Source organism: Nocardia africana NBRC 100379 (genome assembly GCF_001612635.1).
Taxonomy (GTDB): domain Bacteria; phylum Actinomycetota; class Actinomycetes; order Mycobacteriales; family Mycobacteriaceae; genus Nocardia; species Nocardia africana.
The window spans coordinates 611,815-627,295 of record NZ_BDAV01000006.1; the positions used below are offsets into that span (position 1 = coordinate 611,815).

General features: G+C 68.6%; 16 protein-coding genes. 9 read left to right on the plus strand and 7 right to left on the minus strand.

Annotated features, from left to right (window positions below; all coding sequences use genetic code 11):
- Positions 1–126: 126 nt before the first annotated feature.
- Together NA3_RS11030 and NA3_RS11035 are read left to right on the plus strand one after the other, a co-directional pair.
- Positions 127–732, plus strand: a complete 606-nt coding sequence (locus NA3_RS11030) for a hypothetical protein (protein ID WP_062963416.1) — start codon at positions 127–129, stop codon at positions 730–732.
- A gap of 75 nt (positions 733–807) precedes the next feature.
- Positions 808–1,362, plus strand: coding sequence for a GNAT family N-acetyltransferase (locus NA3_RS11035; RefSeq protein WP_062963417.1), 555 nt, complete (start codon positions 808–810; stop codon positions 1,360–1,362).
- A gap of 17 nt (positions 1,363–1,379) precedes the next feature.
- Here NA3_RS11035 and NA3_RS11040 read toward each other — a convergent pair whose 3' ends face one another.
- Positions 1,380–1,826, minus strand: a complete 447-nt coding sequence (locus tag NA3_RS11040) for a DUF4345 domain-containing protein (protein WP_062963418.1) — start codon at positions 1,824–1,826, stop codon at positions 1,380–1,382.
- A gap of 90 nt (positions 1,827–1,916) precedes the next feature.
- Here NA3_RS11040 and NA3_RS11045 point away from each other — a divergent pair, with 90 nt between their 5' ends.
- Entirely contained in the window at positions 1,917–2,519 is a 603-nt protein-coding gene (locus NA3_RS11045) for a TetR/AcrR family transcriptional regulator (RefSeq protein WP_062963419.1), read from the plus strand.
- 74 nt (positions 2,520–2,593) lie between these two features.
- Here the strand turns inward: NA3_RS11045 and NA3_RS11050 are convergent, their stop codons facing one another.
- Both NA3_RS11050 and NA3_RS11055 read right to left on the minus strand, forming a co-directional pair.
- Positions 2,594–3,346 carry an ABC transporter permease gene (locus tag NA3_RS11050; protein WP_062963420.1) on the minus strand — a complete coding sequence of 251 codons (753 nt, stop codon included), beginning with the start codon at positions 3,344–3,346 and terminating at the stop codon, positions 2,594–2,596.
- A 2-nt stretch (positions 3,347–3,348) separates the two neighbouring features.
- Positions 3,349–4,626 (minus strand): glycosyltransferase, encoded by a 1,278-nt coding sequence (locus tag NA3_RS11055; RefSeq protein ID WP_062963421.1) that lies wholly within the window; start codon positions 4,624–4,626, stop codon positions 3,349–3,351.
- 65 nt (positions 4,627–4,691) lie between these two features.
- Between NA3_RS11055 and NA3_RS11060 the strand changes: the two genes are divergently transcribed.
- Positions 4,692–7,304, plus strand: coding sequence for a cytochrome P450 (locus tag NA3_RS11060; RefSeq protein WP_062963422.1), 2,613 nt, complete (start codon positions 4,692–4,694; stop codon positions 7,302–7,304).
- Here NA3_RS11060 and NA3_RS11065 read toward each other — a convergent pair.
- Positions 7,301–7,813 (minus strand): mycothiol transferase, encoded by a 513-nt coding sequence (locus tag NA3_RS11065; protein ID WP_062963423.1) that lies wholly within the window; start codon positions 7,811–7,813, stop codon positions 7,301–7,303. The two genes, NA3_RS11060 and NA3_RS11065, sit on opposite strands and share 4 nt — an antisense overlap.
- 369 nt (positions 7,814–8,182) lie before the next feature.
- Between NA3_RS11065 and NA3_RS11070 the strand changes: the two genes are divergently transcribed.
- The 3 genes from NA3_RS11070 to NA3_RS11080 all read left to right on the plus strand — a co-directional run bounded on the left by NA3_RS11070 (position 8,183) and on the right by NA3_RS11080 (position 11,415).
- Positions 8,183–9,391 (plus strand): cytochrome P450 family protein, encoded by a 1,209-nt coding sequence (locus NA3_RS11070; RefSeq protein WP_062963424.1) that lies wholly within the window; start codon positions 8,183–8,185, stop codon positions 9,389–9,391.
- 10 nt (positions 9,392–9,401) lie between these two features.
- On the plus strand, positions 9,402–10,619 hold the full coding sequence (locus NA3_RS11075; RefSeq protein ID WP_062963425.1) for a cytochrome P450 family protein: 1,218 nt from the start codon (positions 9,402–9,404) through the stop codon (positions 10,617–10,619).
- Positions 10,620–10,707: 88 nt separating this feature from the next.
- Positions 10,708–11,415 (plus strand): cyclase family protein, encoded by a 708-nt coding sequence (locus tag NA3_RS11080; protein WP_062963426.1) that lies wholly within the window; start codon positions 10,708–10,710, stop codon positions 11,413–11,415.
- A 54-nt stretch (positions 11,416–11,469) separates the two neighbouring features.
- Here the strand turns inward: NA3_RS11080 and NA3_RS11085 are convergent, their stop codons facing one another.
- Complete coding sequence (locus tag NA3_RS11085) at positions 11,470–11,865, minus strand: nuclear transport factor 2 family protein (protein ID WP_167354979.1); 396 nt, start codon at positions 11,863–11,865, stop codon at positions 11,470–11,472.
- A 77-nt stretch (positions 11,866–11,942) separates the two neighbouring features.
- Here NA3_RS11085 and NA3_RS11090 point away from each other — a divergent pair, with 77 nt between their 5' ends.
- On the plus strand, positions 11,943–12,971 hold the full coding sequence (locus tag NA3_RS11090; RefSeq protein ID WP_062963428.1) for a LysR family transcriptional regulator: 1,029 nt from the start codon (positions 11,943–11,945) through the stop codon (positions 12,969–12,971).
- 35 nt (positions 12,972–13,006) lie between these two features.
- Here the strand turns inward: NA3_RS11090 and NA3_RS11095 are convergent, their stop codons facing one another.
- Entirely contained in the window at positions 13,007–13,852 is an 846-nt protein-coding gene (locus tag NA3_RS11095; protein ID WP_062963429.1) for an NAD(P)H-binding protein, read from the minus strand.
- 141 nt (positions 13,853–13,993) lie between these two features.
- Between NA3_RS11095 and NA3_RS11100 the strand changes: the two genes are divergently transcribed.
- A complete protein-coding gene (locus NA3_RS11100; protein WP_062963430.1) occupies positions 13,994–14,890 on the plus strand; it encodes a cation diffusion facilitator family transporter in 897 nt (298 codons plus the stop codon).
- A 13-nt stretch (positions 14,891–14,903) separates the two neighbouring features.
- On the opposite strand, the gene NA3_RS11105 is transcribed toward NA3_RS11100, so the two are convergent.
- On the minus strand, positions 14,904–15,374 hold the full coding sequence (locus NA3_RS11105; protein WP_062963431.1) for a nucleoside deaminase: 471 nt from the start codon (positions 15,372–15,374) through the stop codon (positions 14,904–14,906).
- Positions 15,375–15,481 lie beyond the last annotated feature (107 nt).

Genomic DNA, 15,481 nt, shown 5'->3' on the forward strand with positions numbered 1-15,481 from the left:
GCGCTCACCACAGCGGGTACCGAACGAGTCCACAGCGCAGACCCAGCTTCGCACCGCAGGGTTGACCGAGCAACGCGATCGCGGCATCGACGGCCCGCGATCGCAGTCGACGACAAGGAGTATGCGATGACCGAGCCCACCCCACACCCTCCGGCCGAGCCGGAACATACCTGGGGCGCACCGCAGACCCAACCGGCCGCCACCTGGTCGGCGAAGAAGTCGCTGGCCGCGGTCGGCATCGCCGCGGTGATCGCGGCGGCCGGAGGCGGCGTCGTCTACGCGGCCACACATTCCGGCGGAAGTGAGCACGGCGGCCCGGGCGGGCCCGGGACCAGCTGGGGTGGCGGGCACAACACCGCGGGCCCCGGAGGTATGGGCATGCCCGGCTCGAGTCTGCACGGCCAGTTCGTGATCTCCGACGGCAACGGCGGCTACACCACCGAGATCACGCAGACGGGCACCGTGACCGCGGTGTCGGACACCTCGATCACCGCCAGGAGCGCCGACAACTTCACCCAGACCTACACGATTTCCGCCGCCACCCGGCATTCGGAGGTGAAAGTCGGTGACACCGTGCGCATTCAGGGCACGGAAGCGAACGGAACCGCGACCGCGACCGCCATCACGACCGGCACCGAATCCGGGCAGATGGGTGGCCGCACGGGACGGTCGAGCCGCTTCGGCGGGATGGCGCCGCCGATGGACGGCGCTGCGAATCAACCCAACGACTGATCCCCGGGGCACCGCGCCCCACCGCCGGAATCCACTGCGTCCGACCGTCCGGCACACCTCTGGCAAACTGGGCGGATGGATGGCGATGTGGTGATCGTGCCGATGGGGCTGGGGCATCTGCGACAGGTGCTGGATCTGGGTCACGAAGTGTTCGACACCAGCGTCAAGCCCTACACATCGTGGTCGTTGACGTCGGTGGCCGAACATTTGGATTCGGCGGACGACGCCTGCTGGGTGGCATTGGATTCGGATCGGGTGGTGGGCTTCGTGCTCGGCTCCATGGAATTCGAATTGCGGGACGACTGGGGATACCTGGAGTGGGTCGCGGTGGCGCCGGATATGCAGGGCCGCGGGCTGGCGCGGCGACTGGTGGATATCTGCTCGGAGGCGTTGTTCGCGCGGGGAGCGCGGCGCATCGTGACCGACGTGGAGCAGAGCAATACCGCCTCGGCGACCCTGATGACCCGCAGCGGATTCAGCCCGGCTGCCTCGGTAACCCTGTTCGTCCGGCCCAATCCCGCTGAGCCGGAACCGGATTCGGAAGCGCCGCTGCCGCCGATCGCGCCGGGCGCCAAACGGGCGTTGATCAGGCGGGGCCGCCTCGCGGGCGACAATCGCGGCCCGCACTGAGCCGCCCCCGCCGGACGTTATCCAGTCCGCCCCTGCCGCAGCGAAGGCGCCGCGCCGAGACGGGATGCGTGGCCCTCTGAGGACCCACGATCGGCGCACACCGCCCGCACCAGGACGTAGTTCAGGATCGGAATCAGCAGTTCCACCGACGTCATGAGCACATAGAACCAGTTGGGCTCCCCGCTCACTGCCCACGCCAGCAACCGGGCGAGCCCGCCGGCGAAGAAGACGGCGCCGAGCGCGTTGATCGCCGCCCCTCGGCGCTCCACATCGCGCGCACACCACGCCACGGCCAGCCCGTAAGCACCGAACACGACCGCATAGAAGCGCATATCGGAATCGATGGTGGCGTTCACCGATCCCCCGCCGATGATGCTGGCAGTCCCGAAAACCAGGTGCACCACCGCGATTCCCGCACACACCAGCCCGAACACCAGTAGCCAGATCTGCAGCACTCGTCGCATGCCGCCCCCTATTAGACGGTTGTTGAATAAGGTTTTACGGTAGGCCGCCACCACGGCTCGCGTCAACCACCACACGCCTACGATGAGCAGATGCCGAGCCGACGCCGCCTCACCCCCGAGCAGCGCCGCGACGAATTGATGGACGTAGGCGCGCGATTGTTCGGCGAACGCCCGTACGACGAGGTCGCGATGGAGGACATCGCCGCCCAGGCCGGCGCCTCCCGCGCCTTGATGTACCACTACTTCCCCACCAAGGGAGAGTTCTTCGCGGCCATCTGGAAACGAGCGCACGATCGACTGCTCGCCGAATTGCGCATCGACCCCGAGGAGCCCGTTCGCACCGCCGTCTACCGGAGCCTGGTGGCGCATCTGGATTTCTACCGCGCCCACGTTCCACTGGTTCTCATCGCCAACCGCACCGCCCTGGCCACCGATCCGGCGGTGCGCGGACCGGTGGTCGAGGACCTGAACGCCCTGTGCGAGCGCGTCCTCGACGCGTGTGACGCCACGGGCCACACCAGGGAGGTCGCGGCCGCGGCGCTGACCGGGTGGATCGCCTTCATTCGCGAGGTGGCCGTCGAATGGCTTGCCCATCAGCGCATTTCGCGTGACGAAGTACTGCGGATGTGCATGGCGACCCTGGACGCCACCGCGGGTGCCCAACTCGATCTGACCGCCCCGCCGCGGCGCTGAGACGCTGGGCGCCGCGGCGCTGAGACGCTGGGCGCCGCGGCGCTGAGGCAGGGCGCCGACCGAACCGACGTCGCCTATCGCCGGGAGAGCCGATCGAATACCGTGCTCGCGGCGCCGAAACCGAGCACCGCCAGGCCCGCACACCAGACCAGCGCCAGTGCGGCGCTCGCACCGGTTCCGGTCGCATTCAGCAAGCCGCGCACGGTGTCCACCACGGGTGTGGCGGGTTGGTAGTCGGCGAAGCCACGCAACCAGCCGGGCATGGTGGAGGTCTGCACGAACGCGCTGCTGATGTAGGGGATGAACATGATCGCGTAGGTCATTCCGCCGGCCGCCTCGGGATTCTTCGCCACCAGCCCGAGCGCGACCGCGATCCAGCAGATCGCCACGACGAACAGCGCGATCATGGCCACCGCACCGAGCCAGCCGAGCACGTCCGCATGCGGGCGATAGCCGAGGAGCACGGCCACGGCCACCGCGATCGCGATGGCGGCGAGATTGCGCGCCACCCCTTCGCCGACGTGTCCGGCGAGGATCGCCTGCCGGAACATCGGCAGCGTCCGAAATCGGTCGATACTGCCCCTGGTCATATCCGCCGAGACCGCGGTCGCGGTGATCGACGCACCGAATCCGGTGCACAACAACATGATTCCGGGCACCACGTAGTCGAGGTAGGAACCACTGACGTCGATCGCGCCGCCGAAGACGTAGGTGAACAGCAGCATCACCAGGATCGGCATCAGCAGCGAGATGATCAGCGTGTCCGGACTGCGCACGGTGTGCCGGACGCAGCGGCGGAACATCACCGCCGAATCCGCGGCGATCATGCTCACCGGGCCGCCGCCTCGGCGATATCGGCGGCATGGGCGGCGGCACCCTCGGTGCGCAGGGTGGGCGCGAATTCCCTTGCGCGGGTGCGCCGTTCGGGTTCGAGCAGCGTGGTCACGCCGCGAACGAGTCGTTCGGTGGTGAGATCGGTGAAACGCAGATGGGCGCCGAGCCCGAGCCGATCCACCTGCCCGCCCCACATCGGCTGTTCGAACGACACCGAACACACCAGCGTCGGCAGACCGGCACGCAGACTTTCGAACAACGTGCCTATCCCGCCGTGATGCACCGCGGCCGCGCAATGCGGGAACACGAGGTCGTGGGCGAACGGTCCGACCACCTTGACCCTCGAATCATCCTGGGTACGATCGGTTTCCATACCGCTCCAGCCCGCGCTCACCAAGGCTCGCACCCCGAGCCGCCGCGACACCTCACCGACCATGGCCAGGACGGCGGCGGGATCGCTGATCGGCATACTGCCGAATCCGAAGAACACCGGTGCCTCCCCGGCCCGCACCCAGGTCAGGATGTCGGTGTGGTCGTCGCCGAGTTCGCCGACCGCGTGGCGGGTGTCCTGATCCAGGGTCAGGAATCCGGTGAACGGGCGCCGACCGTCCCACTGCGCCGGCAGCCCGGGCACCAGTGCCGGATCGTAGATCTGCACCTCGGGGACCCGCCGGCGCGCCAGCACAGCCGCGATACTCGCCCGCGATTTCGGCAGTCCGAGCATGCCGCGCAGATCGTTCAGATAGCGCATGAACACGATGCGCCGCAGATTCTCCGCCAGCGCCCAGGTCGCACGATTCACCGGTGCGGGCGGCGCCCAGCTCGCCGGCAGCGCACCCGGAAAGGGATAGGCCCCGTTCGCCCGGGCCGGGTAGTAGTGCAGGCTCACCAGCGGCACATCCATCGCCTCGGCGACCGAGCAGGCCCGGTCCTCGGTGACGGTGCTGGCCACGATCAGGTCGGCGCCCGCGCACACCTCGACCACCTCGCGGTTCATCCGATCGGCGTAGTCGGCCATCTGCCGGGCGACCAGCTGCATCAGCCGCAGCGTATTGCCCGCGGCGAGGGCGCGCTGCCCCGCCTCCGAGCTGTAGAGCTGCTGCACATCGGGCCCGCAGGCGCGCGCGGCGAGTCCGGCCGAGGTGGCGAAGTCGACCAGATTCGGTGGCGCGCCCAGCACCACATCGTGGCCGCGGCGCCGCAATTCCAGTCCCAGGGCCAGCACCGGTTGCACATCACCGCGCGTGCCGGTCAGCGGAATGGCGATTCTCATGTCGAGTTATCTCCCCTTTTCCCGAGAGCGCAACACTTCCGGCCGAGAAACCCGATGGGGACACTATGGGATATCGAACCACCGGGCGCGTGGGTAACGTGCCGGGCGTGCACATCGCCATGTTCATGGACTATCACCCGGCGACATTGGGCGGGGTGCAGACCGCAGTGGCGGCATTGCGCCGCGGCCTCGAACGCGCCGGGCACCGGGTGACAGTGTTCGTGGCGCCACTGTCGGGAACCGCCCCGCCGGCGACGGAAGCCGACGACGGGGTCATCGAACTGGCTCCGCTGGCCGGCGCGGTGGTGAACGGCTTTCCGATGGTGCTGCCCACCGCCCGCAACGCCGCACTGATCGATGCCGCCTTCGCCGCCCGCGGACCGGTCGATCTGGTCCACACCCACACCACCTACGGTGTGGCGATCGCGGGGATGAAAGCCGCACGGCGGCATCGGATCCCGCTCGTGCACACCGCGCAGAGCCGCGACGACGCCTTCATCGAACACACCGCGCCGGCGCCCTATCTCTCGGCGCTGGCACTGCGAATCCTGCACGGCCGCTTCGTCACTCATCCCGTGCAGATGCCGCGTGGCGCGCAGAGCCGGGCGGCTCGCCACGCGTGGCACACCATCGTGGGCCAGGGGCAGGCCGCCGACCGGGTCATCGCCCCCACCCGCCATTTCGCGGACCTGCTGCTCGACCACGGCCTCACCCGGCCGATCCGGGTCGTGTCCAACGGCGTCGACGACACACTCCTCGACAATCGGCACCCGGTCGAGCGCGACGACGGAGGCCCGCTGCGGTTGATCTGGTGCGGCCGGCTCTCCGCGGAGAAGCGACTGCTCGAATCGATCGACGCGGTGCGTCGCGTCCCGGACTGCACCCTCGACGTGTACGGCGAGGGTGAATTGTTCGAACGCGCCGCCGCGGTGGTCGCCGAGCACGGCCTGGCGGACCGAATCACTCTGCACGGCAGGGTTTCCCAGGAACAGTGCCTCGATGCCATGTCCGCCGCGGACGCGTTGCTGTTTCCGTCGTGGGGTTTCGACACCCAGGGCATGGTGCTGCTCGAGGCGATCGCCACCGGGCTGCCCGTGCTGTACTGCGATCCGGACCTGAGCGAATCCGTCCCGGCGGGGGGCGGTCTGCGCGCCGGCGACGCCTCTCCCGCGGCCATGGCGGAAGCGATCGGCCTGCTGGTGAAAGATCGTACGAAGCTGCTCGCGATGCGTGCCGAGATGGCCCGGCATCGGGATTCGGTGCGACAGTCCGGTCGCATCGACGCCATCGTCGAGATCTACCACCAAGCACGGGCCGATACCGAGCCCGCGGCGCAACCGCCGGTGCCGCAACGGCTCTCCGAGGTCCCCACCGCGCCCGGCGCCCTACCCTTGATCGGCCACAGCCTGCGCGCGCTGCGCGACGCGTCGGGGTTCGTGACCTCGCTCGCCGAACTCGGCCCGATCGTGCGCATCCGGTTCGGCCGCAAGACCGGCTACGTGCTCACCACTCCGGAGCTGGTACGCGAGGTCGGCCTCGGCGACGCGGAATTGAATCGCGACGACCTGCGGGAAGCGATCGCCGATGTGGCCGGCGGTTCGGTGAACGTGCTGCGCGGCGCCGAACACAAACTGCGCCGGCGCATGATCGCGCCCGCCCTGCGACAGAGCCGGCTCGCCGAATATACGGTCACCGCGGCCGGATTGGCCGATACCTGGTCGGCCGCGCTGCCCGCCGGTGGCCGAGTCGACCTGATGGACGAGGCGCACGGACTGGTCCTCGACACGGTGTCCTCGACGCTGTTCACCGCCGAATTCAGCGAGACGGCCCGCCGCCGGATTCGCGACAACGTGCCGTGGCTGCTGAGCCAGGTCATTCTGCGCACCGCGCTGCCGCCGCAGATCCGCCGCCTGCGGGTGATCGCGAATCGACGCTGGGAGCGCAAGGCGCGCCATCTGCGCGCCGCGATCGGCGCCGCGATCACCGAGTACCGCCGCCGCGACGAGGATTTCAACGATGTGGTGTCGGCGTTGATCCGCCATACCGATCCCGAGACCGGCGCGCGGCTGTCGGACGACCACATCATCGACGAGGCCATCCTGATGCTGGCCGGTGGGGTGGGCTCGATGGCCTCGCTCACCGGCTGGCTGTGGCACGAGGTGATGCGGCGCCCCGATGTCGCCGAGCGGATACGAGCCGAGCTCGACGAGGTGGTGGGCGCCGGACCGGTGCACGCGGAGCATATCGCCGAGCTCACCTACCTGAAACAAGTTGTCTCGGAGACTCTTCGGTTCTGGGGCCCGTGGATCAGCGCCGGTAACGCGTCCGGGCCGGTGACCGTCGGCGGACTCACCATTCCCGACGGCACCGCGATCATGTTCAGCCCGTATCTGGTCCAGCACGACCCGCGCCACTTCCCGAATCCCGAGGCCTTCGATCCCGACCGCTGGTCACCCGGCCGCGTCGCGGAGATCGACAAGCAGGCGAATCTGTCCTTCGGAGTCGGCCGACGGCGCTGCCTGGGCGATCACTTCGCGCTGCTGGAGATCACGCTCGCCTCGGCGGCGCTGCTGGCGCGGTGGCGACCCGAGCCGGACCCGGCCTACGTCGTGCGCGCCTCGAACCGAGATTTCGTTCTCTCGCCCTCCGCGATTCCGGTGACCCTGTACCGGCGCTAGCGACGACGCAGCAGCACGCCGCGGATGAACGCCGCCTGTCCGGAATGCTGGATGTCGTCGTCGACCACGCTGATCAACCGCACGCCGAGGGTCACCGGCGGATCCCAGCGGGTGTCGACGATCCGCGGCAGGTCGGCGTCGGTGAGAGTGCGGACGTACTCGACGGTGCGGTCGTGGACGGCGTCGTGATAACCCAGCAGCAACTCGGCCGGGACACCGTCGAGGGCCGCCACCGCGTCCGGACCGTCGCCGTACCCGGTGGCGGATTCGTCGAAGGGCAGATCGAAGCGGCCCGCCCAACCGGCCGTCGTCCACACCTGTTCGGTGCCGGCCACATCGGCGATGTGATCGTCCTGCACGCGGGTCAGATGCCAGATCAGCCAGGCGATGGAATTGGCCCCCGGATCCAGCCGCGCGGCCAATTCCTCCTGGGTGAGCCCGGCGATCGCGCCGTGCACGTTCTCCTTGATCCGCCCGAAGGCGTCTACCAGCAGATCGGTGCTCGTCATGCTGGTATGCAAGCACACCCCACCGACAGTTCGGCGGAACCGGTGTGAATATGCCCGCTCACAAGGTGTTTCACCGTGATTCACCGGCCCGTCCCGCACCGGCGTGCCGAGAGTGGAAGACCGACAGAGAGATCGGCACGTTCCTGCTACCCTGGTCAACAGTCCGGTTACGGATGTCCGGCCGGGCGGCTAACCAAGCCTCTTGTCCTACAACAGATGTGGGGTGACGCTGTAGGACCATACCGACAGCGGAATTCTTCGTCGCGCTCGACAGTTCATTCTCTGGAGTCACATCTTTTGACCACACCACGTTCTGCACTGTCCGCACTACCCGGCGCGGGCGGTCCCGCCACCTGCCCGATCCAGCACATGGGCTCCCCGGTCGACACCGACGGACCTCGGATCCTGCTGGACACACCGGAATTCGCCGCCGATCCGCACGGCACGTATCGGGAGATGCGCCGTCGCTACGGTTCGCTGGTCCCGATCGAGTTGTCCCCCGGGGTCCCGGCCACGCTGGTGATCGGCTACCACACCGCATTGCGAATCCTCAACGACCCCGAGCACTTCCCCGCCGACCCGCGGGCGTGGCAGGACACGATTCCCGAGGACTGCCCGGTGCGGCCGATGATGCAGTGGTATCCGAACGCACTGCGCAATGCGGGCAATGTCCACCTGCGCTACCGGCAGGCGTACACGGCCGCCGTCGACGGCATCGACCTGCACGCGCTGCACAGCACGGTGGAGAAGATCGCGATCCCGCTGATCAACAGCTTCTGTGAGACCGGATCGGCGGATCTGGTGTCGCAGTACGCCTTCCCGCTGGTCTTCGAATCGCTGAATCGCATGGTGGGTTGTTCGGCCGAGCTGGGCCAGCGAGTGGCCACCGGTATGGCGGCGCTGTTCGACACCGTCAACGCGGCCTGGGGTATGGAACATCTGAGCCAGGCGCTGATGGAGCTGATCCACCTGCGCCGCGCCGAACCCGGCGACGACGTCACCTCGCGACTGGCCCACCACCCGGCCAATCTCAGCGACGAGGAGATGCTCTACAACCTGATCAGCTTCTACGGTGCGGGCATCGAGCCCCAGCAGAACCTGATCGCCAACACCCTGCTGCTGATGATCACCGACGATCGGTTCGGCGGCGGCATGCTCGGCGGCAGCCTCTCCACCCGCGACGCGCTGGACGAGGTGTTGTTCAAGGATCCGCCGATGGCGAACTTCTCGATCAGCTATCCGCGCCAGCCCATCCTGATCGACAACGCCTGGTTGCCCGCGCATCAGCCGGTCGTCATCAGCCTGGCCGCGTGCAACAACGATCCGGTCATCGCCGGCGGCGACCGCACCGGCAACCGCTCGCATCTGGCCTGGAGCGCCGGACCGCACGCCTGCCCGGCCCGTTCGGTGGCCTACCTGGTGGTGCAGGACGCGATCGACCAGCTGCTCGACGCGCTGCCGGAGATGCGCCTGGCCATCGAGCCGAGCGAGATCACCTGGCGTCCCGGCCCGTTCCATCGTGCGATGGCAGCGCTGCCAGTCACCTTCCCCGCATCTCCTCCGTTGAATCTGGTGTAAGGAGCTCCCGATGAAGCAGGAACCACTGGTGCTCGATCTGACCGGCGCCGACGTCCACGCCGAGAACGAGCGCATCCGGGAACGTGGTCCCGTGGCGCTGGTGGAGTTGCCGGGCGGGGTGCCGGCCTGGTCGGTGACCGATGCGGTCGTGCTGAAGAATCTGCTCTCGGATCCGCGAGTCTCGAAGGATCCGCGTCAGCACTGGTCGGCCTATATCAACGGTGACATCAACGAATCGTGGCCGCTGCAACCATGGGTGGCGGCGCAGAACATGTTCACCGCCTACGGAACCGAGCATCGGCGACTGCGCAAACTGGTCGCGCCCGCGTTCACGCACCGCCGCACCACCGCGATGCGCCCGCGGATCGAGGCGATCGTGGCGGATCTGCTCGAGCGGCTGAGCGCGACCGCGCCCGGCGAGGTCGTGGACCTGCGCCCGAACTACGCCTATCCGGTGCCGATCCGGGTGATCAGCGAACTGCTGGGGGTGCCCGACCATCTGGACTCGGCCATCCACGCCTGTGTCGACGGCTTCTTCGACACCTCGTTCACACCCGAGCAGGCGCAGGCGAACTTCATCGAAATGGGCCGCCTGATCGGCGAATTGGTGGCGTTCCGCCGGGAGAACCCGGGCGACGACATCACCAGTGTGCTGATCGCGACCCGGAACGAGGACGGCGCCCAGCTCTCGGAGACCGAACTCGTCGACACCCTGATGCTGGTGATCAACGCGGGTCACGAGACCACCCTCAACCTGATCGACCAGGCCATCGTGGCGTTGCTCAGCCATCCGGAGCAGCGCGCCGATGTGGTCGAGGGGCGGGTGCCGTGGGCGGAGCTGGTGGAGGAGACGCTGCGCTATCAGGCGCCGGTCGTACATCTGCCGCTGCGGTATGCCGTCGAGGACATCGAGGTCGGCGAGATCCGGATTCCGAAGGGCGAGGCGATTCTCGCTTCCTACGGTGCGGCCTGCCGCGATCCGAAGGTGCACGGCGAGACCGCCGCCGAGTTCGACGTGCATCGGGCGAACAAGGACCATTTGGCCTTCGGCCACGGCGCGCACCACTGCCTGGGCGCTCCCCTGGCACGGATGGAGGCCTCGATCGCGTTGCCGGCGCTCTTCGAGCGCTTCCCGGATCTGCGGCTCGCGGTCGATCCGTCCGAGCTGAAACCGCTGGGCAGCTTCATCTCCAACGGGCACATCTCGGTTCCGGTGTACCTGCGATAGTTTCGGGGTGAGTTCCGCGCCGGCACGTCGGCGCCGGCGCGGAATCGCGAGAACTCGTCCGGGTAGTGCCCACACGGGAGGCGAACCGATGGCGTATTCGGCCGTGCTCAACCTGTCGCATCCCCTGTCCGCCGAGGTCGTGTCGGTGTTCCCCGGCGATCCCGCGCCGCGGATCGACACCATCGCCACTCTCGACGACCACGGCTTTCATCTGCAGGCGATCACCGTCGGCGAACACACCGGAACCCATTGGGGCGCACCGGCCCACTTCACCGCCGGTGCGGCGACGGCCGATCGGCTCGCCCCCGAGGATTTCGTCCTGCCCGGCGTCCGAATCGATATCAGCGCGCGGGCGGAACACGATCGCGACTACGCGGTCACGGTCGACGATCTGCTCGAATGGCAGGAACGGCACGGCCCCTTCCCCGCCGAGGCCGCCGTCCTCCTGCACACCGGCTGGGAAAGATATTGGGGCACCGATCATTTCGCGTCGGTCGATGCGCAGGGCCGCATACATCACCCCGGTTTCTCGGTGGCGGCGGTGCACTGGCTGCTCGACCACGGCGTGCTCGGCCGGCGCGGCGCCCTCGGCACCGACGCCTTCAGCCCCGATATCGGCGCCGACGACACCTTCCGGGTATCGAAGCTGGTGTACCGCGAACACCGCCTCAGCCTCGAAATCCTCGCCCACCTGGCGGACCTGCCGGATCGCGACTTCACCGTCGTCGTGGGCGGATTCGTCACCGAGGGCGGCTCGGGGTCACCGGCATCGATATACGCGTTGATCGAATCCTGAATCGCCGGTGGTGGCGTCACGGTCCCGGGTCGCACGGCTGCTCGGCGGATTCACTCACCGCAGCGGTTCGAGAACTCGCTCCACCAATGCGGTGTCGCAATATTCGGTCACCTCGAGCAACTGCCCGGCTTCGACCCGGAAGACGAAGCAGTAGTACTGGTCGTAGGCCTCGCCGCGGATCGTCGTGGCCGCACTGTGGGCCTGCACGATCACCCGGTCACCGTCGGCGTGAATCGCGTCCGCGCTGATTCGATAGTCGGTGAACTGGGCCATCAGCGGACGCAGCAGACCCTGCACGGCAGACGTTTTCGGTTCCCAACTCCCCGACCACGACCACTGCCCGGGGAAGGTCCAGCGAAAGTCCGGGGCCATCGCATCGCTGAGCGCCCGGGTCTCGCCGGCGGCCATCCGGTCGAAGATGTCACGCAGCAGCGCTCTGTTCTCGTTCACACTCACTCCGCCGACGCTAAACAGGTCCCACCTATGCGACAAGCGATGATCTCGCATCTCTGGTATCAGTATTTCGCATGGGTGAGTTCACCGTCCTCGGGTTGCGAGTCGTCCGCGAGGCGGCCCGCTGCGGCTCGTTCTCGGCCGCGGCGGACCGGCTGGGCTACACCCAATCCGCGGTCTCCCGCCAGATTTCGCTGATGGAACAGGTGGCGGGGCATCCCCTGTTCGACCGGCATGCGCGCGGCGCCGCGCCGACCGCAGCCGGGCAGATCGTGGTCCGGCACGCGGAAGCGGTACTGGCCGAACTCGACAGCACCCGCGAACAACTGGATCGCCTGACCGCGGGCCCGCCCGCGACCGTGCGCGTCGGCGCGTTCTCGACCGCGATGGCGGCGTTGGTGCCGCGAGCGGTGGCGGCGACGTCGGCGCGGGTGCCGTTGCGAGAGGGCACCAGTCCTCGTCTGCTCGCGGCGGTGGCGCGCGGCCGGCTGGACCTGGCCGTCGTCACCGAAATCGGCACTCCCGCCGACGATCTGGAGGTGGAATCGCTGCTCGACGATCCGCTGTTGGTCGCGGTCGCGCCGAGCCACCGGCTGGCCGGGCGGATCAGCGCGGAGCCCGCGGAATTTCGCGGCGAACGCTGGATCGCGGGCAGCACCGAGCACGGCAGCACCCTGCTCGGCGCGTGGCGCGATTCCCGGTACGAGCCCGATATCGCCTTCGTCGCGCGCGATTGGGTCGCGAAATTGGGCCTGGTCGCGGCAGGTTCGGGCATCACCGTCGTACCCGGTATCGCGGTGCCGGTGGTGCCCGCGAATATCGCGTTGATCCGGATCGATCACCCAGCGGCGGTACGCCCCACCCGAGTGGTGCGGAGCGCAGCGACTCGAGTGGAACCCAGCGTAGCGACTCGAGTGGAACCCAGCGCAGCGACTCGAGTGGAACCCAGCGCAGCGACTCGAGTGGGAATCAGCGCAGCGCCCTCTGCGGCGACGTCGGCATTCATCGAGGCGTTGCGCGATACCGCGGCGGTTCTCACCAACGAGATGCGGGCGCGGCTGCGCCCGAACGCCGCGGGTTCGCGAACGAGCTCGCAGCCATAGCGTGTGCCCGTACTCGCCGCCGAAGTCCTTGTGCGTCAGCGGAACCGGTCGGTGTGCCGTTCGCACCAGTCGGCGAAGGTGCGCGGCGCCCGGCCGAGCAGGCGCCGCACGGTATCGGTCCGCAGGCCGGCGGTGTCGGCGCGCATCAGCGTGAATCCCTCCAGAATCGCGGCCGCGAGAGCGGGCGGCGCACCGTCGGGGTAGCGGGAGCGGACGGCCTCCTCGGCGGTGGCGGCGGTTCGGACCGGGATCGGACGGCCGATCGCGCGGGCCAGCACCGCGACCTGCTCTGCGATGGTGAAAGTCTGCTCGCCGGTGAGGCAGTAGGTGGTGTCGTGCCCCGGCTCGGTGAGCGCGATCGCCGCCACCGCCGCGATATCTGCGGGGTCGATCGGCGCGTAGCGGCCGGGGCCGGTGGGATCGAACACGGGCCGGCCGGCGCGGATATCCGGCGCCCACTCCAGCGCGTTGGTCATGAATCCGCCGGGACGCAGGATCGTCGCGGAAATGCCCGAGCCACCGACGATCTGCTCTCGTTCGTGATGCCAGCGCCCCATCGCCGGCATCGGATCGCCCAGCACGTTGTACGACGACACCAGCACCAGATGCCGGATCCCCGCCTGCCGCGCCGCCGCCACCGCATGGCGCGCGGGCTCCACCGCCAGCCCCGGAACGAGCAGGAACAGCGAGTCGATCCCCGCACACGCCGCCCGCAACGCCGCCGGGTCCGTCAGGTCGCCGACCACGCGTTCGGCGGAGGGCACGAGATCGGCGGCGCGAGCCGGGTCTCGGACGAACAAGCGCATCGCGGCACCCGCGCTGTCGAGTTCGGCCACGAGCTCTCGGCCGATATGTCCGGTCGCGCCGGTCACCAGTATCATTTCACTCCCAGTCGTTAGCCGCCTATCGATAGACATTAGGCGGCTAACGAAACCTCGTCAATCGATGGCTCCGAAGAACGAGCGCCCGCGATTCCGCAGGAGAATCGGTCCACCGGCCCGGCCGGGTCGTAGCGTGAGCGCATGCGCGCGCTCGTGTTCTCGATGTGGGCCTCGGTGGTGTTCGTGGTGCTCTCGCTGGCGTGGGGGCTGGCCGCGGGATCGCAGATGATCGTGTTCGACGGACTGTATTCGCTTGCGGGAATCGCGCTTTCGGCCGTGTCGGTGGCGGCGCAGCGGACCGTCGCGAAGGGGGCCGACGCGTCGTATCCGTGGGGGCGCGAGACCTGGGAACCGGTCGCGATCGTGGTGCGCTCGACCGCGCTGGGCGGACTGTGCGTCTACGGATCGGTGAACGCCGTGCGCGAGATCCTGCACGGCGGCCGGGCCGTGTCGGCGGTCTCCGCGCTGGCGTACGCGATCACCGCGTCACTGCTCAGCGTGCTGGTGGCGCTGGTGCTGTGGCGGGCCGGACGCTCCGGCCCTGGGCTGGTGCGGGCCGAGGCCGCCGAATGGGGCGGCGATGCGGCCTTCAGCCTGATCACCCTGGCCGGATTCGGCGCGGCGGTGGCCTTGGAGGCCGCCGGTCGCGACGACATCGCACGGTACGTCGACCCCACGCTGGTGATCGTCGTGTCCCTGGCCTATCTCTGGATCCCGATCCGGCTGTTCCGCTCCGCATTTCGCGAAATTCTCACCATGGCCGCCCCGCGATCGGTGGTTACCGACGTCGAGCGGCTCTGCGACCGCGTCCGCAGCACCCACGGCTTCGCCGAATCCTTCGTTCGCGCCTCCACCGTGGGCAGCCGCCTCGATCTGGAGCTCGCCTTCGTCGTCGGCCCTCGGACCGCGGAACGCACGGTCGAATCCTTCGATGCCATCCGCGCCGACATCGACGCACAGCTCACTGCCCGGAACTACCACCACTCGACGTCGGTGGTGTTCACCGCGGATCGCCACTGGGTGGAGTGGGCACGCTGAGCGGCCAGGTGAATCACGCTGCCGGGCCGACGGTTTCGAGATAGCGCCGGAACGGGACCAGCGCCTCCTCCCCCAGATGCGGTCCCGAGACCGCGATCTCCGCGTCACTGGCCCCGACGACCTCCGCGCAGCCGAGGGCGAACCGCGGATGCCCGCCGATGATCGCGGCGAAATCCGCCTCCGCGGCGGCGAAAACGATACGGGCGACACCGGCCCAGACGAGCGCCGCGCTGCACATCGGGCACGGTTCACCGCTGGCGTAGACGGTCGCGCCGGTGAGATCGGCGGACGGGCCCGCGGCGGTGAGGGCGGCGAGTTCGGCATGTGCGGTGACCACACCGGATGCCGCGACCTCGTTGCGGCCCTCGGCGATCGTCGTCCCGTCGGCGGCCACGATCACGGCGCCGAAGGGGCGGTTGCCCCGGCGGCCGGCTTCCTCGCCCAGGGCGATCGCCCGGCGCAGGTGGTCGTTGTCGTGCTGCATCGCTGTCCTCGATTCGATCGGCTGCGCGGGTGCTCTCGCCAGCATGCCGAACAGCGGCGATAGTGTCCAAGACACTCTCCCCATCATCGCCATTGGTGCGACCTATA